The 7927-nt window shown below is 70.4% G+C and carries 7 protein-coding genes; 2 read left to right on the top strand and 5 right to left on the bottom strand.

Going from position 1 to position 7927, the window contains the following annotated elements:
• The 5 genes from ACJ73U_RS43930 to ACJ73U_RS43910 all read right to left on the bottom strand — a co-directional run.
• A partial coding sequence (locus tag ACJ73U_RS43930) for an ABC transporter permease (protein WP_407783729.1) occupies positions 1-306 on the bottom strand: 306 nt, incomplete at its 3' end.
• Positions 303-1262 carry an ATP-binding cassette domain-containing protein gene (locus ACJ73U_RS43925; RefSeq protein ID WP_407783728.1) on the bottom strand — a complete coding sequence of 320 codons (960 nt, stop codon included), beginning with the start codon at positions 1260-1262 and terminating at the stop codon, positions 303-305. The genes ACJ73U_RS43925 and ACJ73U_RS43930, both read right to left, overlap by 4 nt.
• A gap of 13 nt (positions 1263-1275) precedes the next feature.
• A complete protein-coding gene (locus tag ACJ73U_RS43920; protein WP_407783727.1) occupies positions 1276-1494 on the bottom strand; it encodes an MbtH family protein in 219 nt (72 codons plus the stop codon).
• Between the two features lie 34 nt (positions 1495-1528).
• Positions 1529-2545, bottom strand: a complete 1017-nt coding sequence (locus tag ACJ73U_RS43915) for an AMP-binding protein (protein WP_407783726.1) — start codon at positions 2543-2545, stop codon at positions 1529-1531.
• Positions 2546-2594: 49 nt separating this feature from the next.
• Positions 2595-3506 carry a phytanoyl-CoA dioxygenase family protein gene (locus ACJ73U_RS43910; RefSeq protein WP_407783725.1) on the bottom strand — a complete coding sequence of 304 codons (912 nt, stop codon included), beginning with the start codon at positions 3504-3506 and terminating at the stop codon, positions 2595-2597.
• Between the two features lie 650 nt (positions 3507-4156).
• Here ACJ73U_RS43910 and ACJ73U_RS43905 point away from each other — a divergent pair.
• Both ACJ73U_RS43905 and ACJ73U_RS43900 read left to right on the top strand, forming a co-directional pair.
• Positions 4157-4936: a thioesterase II family protein gene (locus ACJ73U_RS43905; protein ID WP_407783724.1), complete on the top strand. Its 780-nt coding sequence runs from the start codon at positions 4157-4159 to the stop codon at positions 4934-4936.
• 72 nt (positions 4937-5008) lie between these two features.
• Positions 5009-7927: non-ribosomal peptide synthetase (locus tag ACJ73U_RS43900; protein WP_407783723.1), on the top strand; the 2919-nt coding region annotated here is incomplete at its 3' end.

Here is a 7927-nt window from a genome sequence, read left to right as displayed (position 1 = left end):
GAGGACGGCGGAGAACGACATCGGCAGGGACCGGAACCGGTCGACGATGCCGGTCCGCACGTCCAGGTTCATGCCGACCGCGGTGGTGCTGACGCCGGAGAGCATCACCTGGACGAAGATGCCGGCCATGATGTACTCGCGGTAGTTGCCGCCCGGCACCGTCATCGCGCTGCCGAACAGGTAGCCGAACACGCCGACGGTCACCACCGGCAGGATGGTGACCCGGATCAGTTTGGACGGCACCCGTCGCAGGTGCACCAGTTGTCTGCCGGTCAGCGCGGCGGTGTCCTCGATCGTCCTGATCACACTGTTCCCTTCGCGCGCGATTCGTGACCGGTCAGCGAGAGGAACACGTCGTCCATCGACGGGCGGCGCACCGCGAAGTCGACGACCTCGGCGCCGGTCGCCCGGAGCGCGGCCGTGATCGCGCTGATCGCGTCGAGCAGGCCGGCGTCCGGCGCCACGGAGAACCCGTGCCGGTCCGGCTCCAGGGTCAGCCTTCCGACCCCGGTGTTGTCGACCGCGTCCGCCGCCGCGCCGAGGTCGGCCTCCGGTGCCAGGGCCACCTGGACCCGTTCGCCGCCGGTCCGCCGCTTCAGCTCGTCGATCGTGCCTTCCGCGATGACCACTCCGGTGTCGATCACCGCGACCCGGTCCGCCAGCCGCTCGGTTTCCTCCAGGTACTGGGTGGTGAGCAGTACCGTCACACCGTCGGCGACCTGCGCGCGGATCATGTCCCACAACGCGTGCCTGCTGATCGGGTCGAGGCCCGTGGTCGGCTCGTCGAGGAACAGCACGGCCGGGCTGACGACCAGGCTCAGCGCCAGGTCGAGCCTGCGCCGCATGCCACCGGAGAAGGTGCGACTCGGCCGGTCCGCGGCGTGCTCGAGGCCGAAGTCGTGCACCAGCCGGGTGGCGCGTGCCGCGGCGCCGCGCCTGCCGAGCCGGTGCAGCCTGCCCACCAGTCGCAGGTTCTCCCTGGCGGTCAGCAGTGGGTCCACCGCGACGTGCTGGCCGGCCAGCCCGATCCGCTCCCGGACCCGTTCGGGCGCGGCCACCACGTCGACACCGGCGACGACGGCACGGCCGGCGTCCGGCGCGAGCAGGGTGGACAGGATGCGCACGGCGGTCGTCTTGCCCGCGCCGTTCGGGCCGAGCAGGGCGAAGACCGACCCCGCGGGGATGGCGATGTCCACCCCGCGCAGGGCGTCGACAGTCCCGTAGCGCTTGTGGAGTCCCTCGGCCAGCACAGCCAGATCCATGTCGCTGCCCCGGTCAGACGCCGGAGGCGTTCATCTTCTCGACGAGTGACCGGGGGCGCATGTCCGTCCAGTGCTCCTCGACGTAGTCCAGGCACGCCTGCCGGGCATCCGGCCCGTGCACGGTGGTCCAGCCATCCGGCACCGCGGCGAACTCCGGCCACAGCGAGTGCTGGCCCTCGTCGTTGATGAGCACGAGGAACGTGCCGTCAGGGTCGTCGAACGGGTTGGTCAAGGCTGTCCTCCTCGGTGCGGGCCGAGCGCGCGTGTCACGCCGTCGCGCTCGGCACTGGGATGGGCTGGCCGATCGGCGCGAGGGCCGGCCATTCCGCCGGGTCCCTCGCCAGGTCGTGGGTGGTGACCACGTGGGCCTCGGTGGGCCCGTAGATGTTCTGCAGGGTGCATTCCGGCATCGCGCGGAACCAGTCCGTCAGCGCCGGGGTGATCACCAGCTGCTCCCCGCCGGTCATGATCTCGCGGAGCGACGGGCAGCCGGCGTCGGCCTGACCGGCCAACTGCTGCAGCATCACCAGCGGGAGGAACAGGCTGGTCACCCGCTGCCGCCGGATCAGGTCGAGCAGCGCGGCCGGGTCCCTGCGTTCATCGTCCTCCGGCAGGACCAGGGTGCCGCCCGCGCCGAGCGTCGCGAAGATCTCCAGGAACGACACGTCGAAGGTGAGCGGGGTGAACTGCAACGCGCGCACCGGCTCGCCGCGGTGGTGCGCCGCGGTGGAGGCCATCTGGTAGTCGATCAGGTTGCGGACCGGGCGGTGTTCCATCGCCACGCCCTTGGGCCTGCCGGTGGACCCCGACGTGTAGATGACGTAGACGAGGTCGTCCGGTTCCGACCGCACGGACGGGTGGCTCCCGGACGCGTCCACTGTGTCTGGTGTGTCCGCTGCGAGCAGGGCGTCGATGTCCAGCACGTCGGCGGGCAGGTCGTCCGGTTGCTCCAGGGTCGGCCCGCCCGCGATGACCAGCCGGGCGCCGCCGGTGGTGAGCATGTGCCGGGTCCGTTCGGCCGGGGCGCCCGGGTCGAACGGCAGGTACGCGCCGCCGGACTCCAGCACGCCGAGCACGGCCAGCACCATTTCCGGTGACCGTGGCAGGCACACGCCGACCAGGGTCTCCCGGCCGACGCCCAGCGCCGCCAGTCGCGCCGCCACCCGCCGGGCCCCGGACAGCAGTTCGCGGTAGCTCAGGCGGCGGTCCCGGAACAGCACCGCGTCGGCGTCGGGTGTGCGTTCGGCCCACTGTCGGATGTGGTGGTGCACGCACTCGAACATGGCTGTCTCCAGACGGTCGGTCGTCGATGGGGCGCGGCGTCCCGCCCGGTCATCGGCTCACGGTGCCTTCCCGCAGGCGGCGCACCATCCGGTGGGTGGTCTGCAGCGGCGTCTCGGCGCCCGCGCCGGACTCGGTGAACCGACCGCGCCCGTTGAGCTCGGCGATGGTGGCGTCCCAGTTCTCGTGGCCGCGGAACGGGATCGTCTCCGACGGCGAGTAGGGCGGGTACCTGCGGTACTGGTTCACGCCGTCGGCCGGTTCGCCGCGCACCAGGATCGGGTCGAGGTAGAGGCCCTCGTTGGCGACCCGGGTCGACGTGGCGATGTAGCCGATGTCCAGGCCGCACCGGCGCTTGGCCGAGGTGTTGGGCTCCGAGCAGTGCAGGATGTTCGGGTGGTGGATGGACACGTCGCCGGGCGCCAGTTCGATGTCGACGACGCCGGCCCGTTCGGTCCAGTCGCGCACCAGTTCCTCACGGGTCTGCGAGTACAGCATGTTGGGCGTGTCGGTGCGGACCGACGGGACGTGGATGGGCTCGGTGTGGCTGCCCGGGATGATGCGCAGGCAGCCGTTCTCCTTCGTCGACTCGTCCACCGCGACCCACACGGTCAGCGCCTCCATCGGCTGCAGCTTCCAGTAGGCGCCGTCCTGGTGCCACAGCACCGGCCGCCCGTCGAACGGCGGCTTGGACACGTAGTGCGCGGTGAAGCATGCCACGTCAGGGCCGAGGAACAGCTCCGCGATGTCCACCAGCCGGGGCTCGGTCACCATCCGGACCCAGAACGCGTCGTTGCGCATCAGGGGGTGGTGGTACTCCTCCGGCCGGAGCTCGGGATACCTGCGGCCCAGCCACTCGACGTGCGACCGCGCCTCGGCGACCAGGTCCGGGTCGAGCACGTCACGGAGAATGGCGAAACCGTTTTTTTCGTATTCTTTGACCAGTACGTCGGCATCGAACATACAAAGTCTCCCCAATACAGTAGAAATCGCGCCCGAATGTTCGTCGCGCACGACGATCCGTGACGGGTGTGGCGACCAGGGTTTGCGGCCGGATCCGAATGTTCTTTACATCGGAATTGCGACCCGAAGTGTGTGGAGATCTATACGTGTGATGGCGTTATTCGCCACTTCTCGCCCCCAGGTGAGAAAAGCCAATGCAATCAACCCTAGGGGCGGGTCGCGGGGGTGTCTACGGCTCCCAAGCAAGTGTGACGGCGGTCACAAAGATGCCTGTTGCGCAAACGTTGGTCGCAGTTGGCGGTGCCCGTTTCCGCAGTTGGTGGACGCATGCTCGGATCGGCGAACCGACTCGGACGGGTGATCCGGACCGTTCCAAAAGATCGACCACCGGCCTGCGCGCCCGGCCGTAAAGTGCCGTTTTTCGGTGTGATCAGATCCGGACGCCGTGGTCTGCGCATTCAGCTCGACACCGGCTGTTGATTCTGGTAGGCAATGGAAGGGCGTGCCTATCTGGAGGGTCCGAACTATCGGAGTGGCACAACTGAGACCGGAGGCCGGGGGGCCTCGGAATGCCGGTGGGGCCCGACCGCGTTGCGGTCGGCCGTTGTCGGGTTCGACCCGTGGTCGATAAGTTCGGCGGATGGTGTGACGTGGCGGTTGCCGCATTAGTGGACCTGGCCGCGCGGCGGAACGCGTCGTGCAACCTGGTGGGATTCCCGTATGCCGGTGGTGGCCCTGGCCTGTACCGGTCGTGGGTCGCGCACCTGCCGCCGTGGGTCGGCGTGTTCGCCGCGCACCTCGCCGGCCGGGAGGGGCGCTTCGACCGGGAGCCGATCAGCGACCTGCCGACCCAGGTCGCCGAGCTCACCGAGGCGGTCCGGCCGTTGCTGGACCGTCCGCTCGTTCTGTACGGCCACAGCCTCGGCGCGACACTGGCCGCGCACGTCGCGCAGGAACTGTTCCCACACGCCACCAAACCGGCCGCGCTGATCGTGGGCGCCCGCAGTGCGCCGTGGGCGGTTCCCTGTCCGCAGGAGTCGATGATCCGGTCGGAGACCGCGTCGGACACCGAGCTGCTGCGGTTCTTCCAGGACATCGGCGGCGTCGACGAGGACGTCCTGGCCAACAAGGAACTGCTCGACGTGCTGATGCCCGCGTTGCGGGCGGACGCCGTGCTTTCCCAGGCGCCGCAGTACCTGGGGGTGGGTGCGGTGGACACGCCGGTGTACGCGGTGTTCGGCGACGGGGACGACCTGGTGCCGCCGGACAGCGTCCGGGCGTGGGAGCGGTTCAGCACCGGCCCCTTCCAGGCCAGGTCGGTGCGTGGCGACCACTTCTTCGTACGCGGCAACCCGAGCCTGATCACCGATGTCGTCCTGCCCGCCGTCGTGTCCACCACCCGAAGCCGGCGCACCGCCCGGTCCCGCTGACCCCGTCGGTCACCTCGTTGACACCGCAGAAGACAGCCGAACCGCGAATGCGGTTCGGCACAGGAGGTTCACGTGCAGGCAGAAGCGCTTCCGATGTCCTTCGCGCAGCAGCGGCTGTGGTTCCTGGATCAGCTGGTGCCCGACAACGCCTTCTACAACGTGCGGCGGGTGTTGCGGCTGCGCGGCGGGCTCGACCGGGAGGTGCTGGGCCGCGCGTTGACCGAGGTGGTGGCCAGGCACGAGGCGCTGCGCACGACGTTCGTGTCGGTGGCCGGCCGGCCGGGACAGGTGGTGCACCCGCCCGCACCGGTACCCGTCGAGTTCGTGGAGGTGTCCTCGGCCGCCGACCCGGTCGCCGAGGCGCGGCAGGTGGTCGCGGACGAGGTGGCCCGCCCGTTCGATCTGGCGACCGGTCCGCTGCTGAGGGTGACGCTGGTTCGGCTTGCCGCCGAGGACCACGTGCTGTGCCTGGTGATGCACCACATCATCTCCGACGGCTGGTCACGCGGGATCCTGGTGCGTGAGCTGAACGCGCTGTACCTGGCGTTCCAGTCGGGAGTGCCCGCCGGGCTGCCCGAGCTGTCCGTGCAGTACCCGGACTTCGCCATCTGGCAGCGCGAGTGGGTGGCCGAGGACGGACTGCTCGACCAGCTCGACTACTGGCGGACGCGGTTGGCCGATCTGCCACCCGCCCTGCGGCTGCCGGTCGACCACGCCCGGCCCGCCGCTTCCACGTACGCCGGCGCGTCCGTCGACTTCACCGTGCCGCCTGACGTCGCGCGTGGACTGCGTGCGCTCGGCTCGGCCCACGACGCCACGCTGTTCATGACACTGCTCGCGGCGTTCCAGGTGCTGTTGGCGCGGTACACCGGCATGACCGACATCGCCGTCGGGACCCCGACCGCGGGCCGGGGCCGGCCGGAGCTGGAGGACCTGATCGGGTTCTTCGTCAACACGTTGGTGCTGCGGACCGACTGCTCGGGCGATCCGTCCTTCGTGGAGCTTCTGGATCGGGTCCGGGAGACCGCGCTCGGTGCGTACGCGCACCAGGACCTGCCGTTCGAGCGACTGGTGGCCGAGCTCGCCCCGGACCGGGACGCCGCCGCCAACCCGCTGGTGCAGGTGGTGTTCCAGCTGTGGAACGCGCCGGCCGAGCGGCTCGAGCTGGCGGGCACGGTCGCCGAGTCGTTCGGCGCGGGCGCCACCACGACCCGGTTCGACCTCGAGTGTTATGTCGGCGAACGCGGCGACGAGCTGGTGGGGCGCCTGGTCTACAGCACCGACCTGTTCGACGAGTCGACCGTGCGCCGCCTGGTGCGCCACTACCTGCGGGTGGTGACGGCCGTCGCCGAGGACCCGGGGTGGCGGATCGGCGCGATCGACCTGTGGGAGCCGGCCGAGCGGCTGGCCGTCGCCGACTGGCGGGACGGGCCGGTCACCGACTACCCCGCGGACCGCTGCGTGCACGAGCTGTTCGCGGAACAGGCGGCGGCCCGGCCGGACGCGCCGGCGGTGGTGTTCGCCGACCGGTCGTTGTCCTATGCGCAGTTGGACGCCGAGGGCAACCGGCTGGCGCACCTGCTGGTGTCACACGGGGTCGGCCCGGGGTCGCTCGTCGGCGTGTGCGTCGAGCGGAGCCTGGGCTTCGTGGTCGCGCTGGTGGGCGTGCTCAAGGCGGGCGCGGGCTACGTGCCGCTCGACCCGTCGCACCCGGCGCCACGCACGGCCGAGATCGTCCGGCAGGCGTCGCCACGGGTCGTGATCACGCAGAGCACGCTCGCAGACCGGCTCCCGGCAGGCGACGTGGCGGTCGTGGCGATCGACGCGGTCCGGCCGGACCTCGCCCGGCTGCCCGCGACCCCGCCGCAGGTCGAGGTGAGCCCCGACGACGTGGCGTGCGTGCTGTTCACGTCGGGTTCCTCGGGAGAGCCCAAGGGCGTGGTGTCCCCCCACCGTGCGACCGTGCGCACCTTCTTCGGCCAGGACTTCATCGACCTCGGCCCCGACCAGGTGTTCCTGCAGTGCGCGCCGATCTCGTGGGATGTGCTCACCCTGGAGTTGTGGAGCGCGTTGCTGCACGGCGGACTCTGCGTGCTCGCGCCTGGTCAGAGCCCGGACCCCGTCGTGATCGAGACGCTGGTCGAGCGGCACGGCGTGACGACGCTGTGGCTGTCGGCCGGGTTGTTCGCCGTGATCGCCGACCACCACCCGGCGGTGTTCGAGCGGGTCCGCCAGGTCATGACCGGCGGTGAGGCGCCGTCGGTCGGGCACGTGCGCGAGGTCCGCCGCAGGTACCCCGACCTGCGCCTGGTGCACGGTTACGGTCCCGTGGAGAGCACGGTCTTCGTCACCAGCCACCAGGTGCGGCCCGAGGACGGGCACGAGCACCCGGTGATCCCCATCGGACGTCCACTTGCACACACGACGGCGCACGTGGTCGACCCGTACCTGCGGCCGGTGCCGGTCGGCGTGCCCGGCGAACTGCTCACCGGGGGAGCCGGGCTGGCACACGGTTACCTCGACCGGCCGGGGCTGACCGCGGCGCGGTTCGTGTCGGATCCGTTCGGTCCGGCCGGGTCGCGGTTGTATCGGACGGGTGATCTGGTGCGGTGGTCTGCTGATGGGGAGTTGGAGTTCCTGGGGCGGGTTGACGACCAGGTGAAGATCCGGGGGTTCCGGATCGAGCCGGGCGAGGTCGAGGCCGTGCTCGGCGAGCACGACGAGGTCCGCAGCGCGGCCGTAGTGGTGCGTGAGGACGTGCCCGGGGAGCGGCGGCTGGTGGCGTACGTGGTGCCGGAGATTTCCGGGACCGCCGGGGCGGGTCAGGCGCAGGTGGAGGAGTGGCGCGGCATCTTCGACCAGACGCAGGTTCTGGGTGATGTCGATGATCCCACCTTCAACATCGTTGGGTGGAATTCGAGTTATTCGGGTGGGCCGATTCCTGTGGTGGAGATGCGGGAGTGGGTGGATGGGACGGTTGAGCGGGTGTTG

Source organism: Actinophytocola sp. (assembly GCF_045807065.1).
In the GTDB taxonomy this organism is placed as follows: Bacteria; Actinomycetota; Actinomycetes; order Mycobacteriales; family Pseudonocardiaceae; genus Actinophytocola.
The sequence above is the reverse complement of the archived record's forward strand: the minus strand, read 5'-3'. Positions and strand labels throughout refer to the sequence as shown.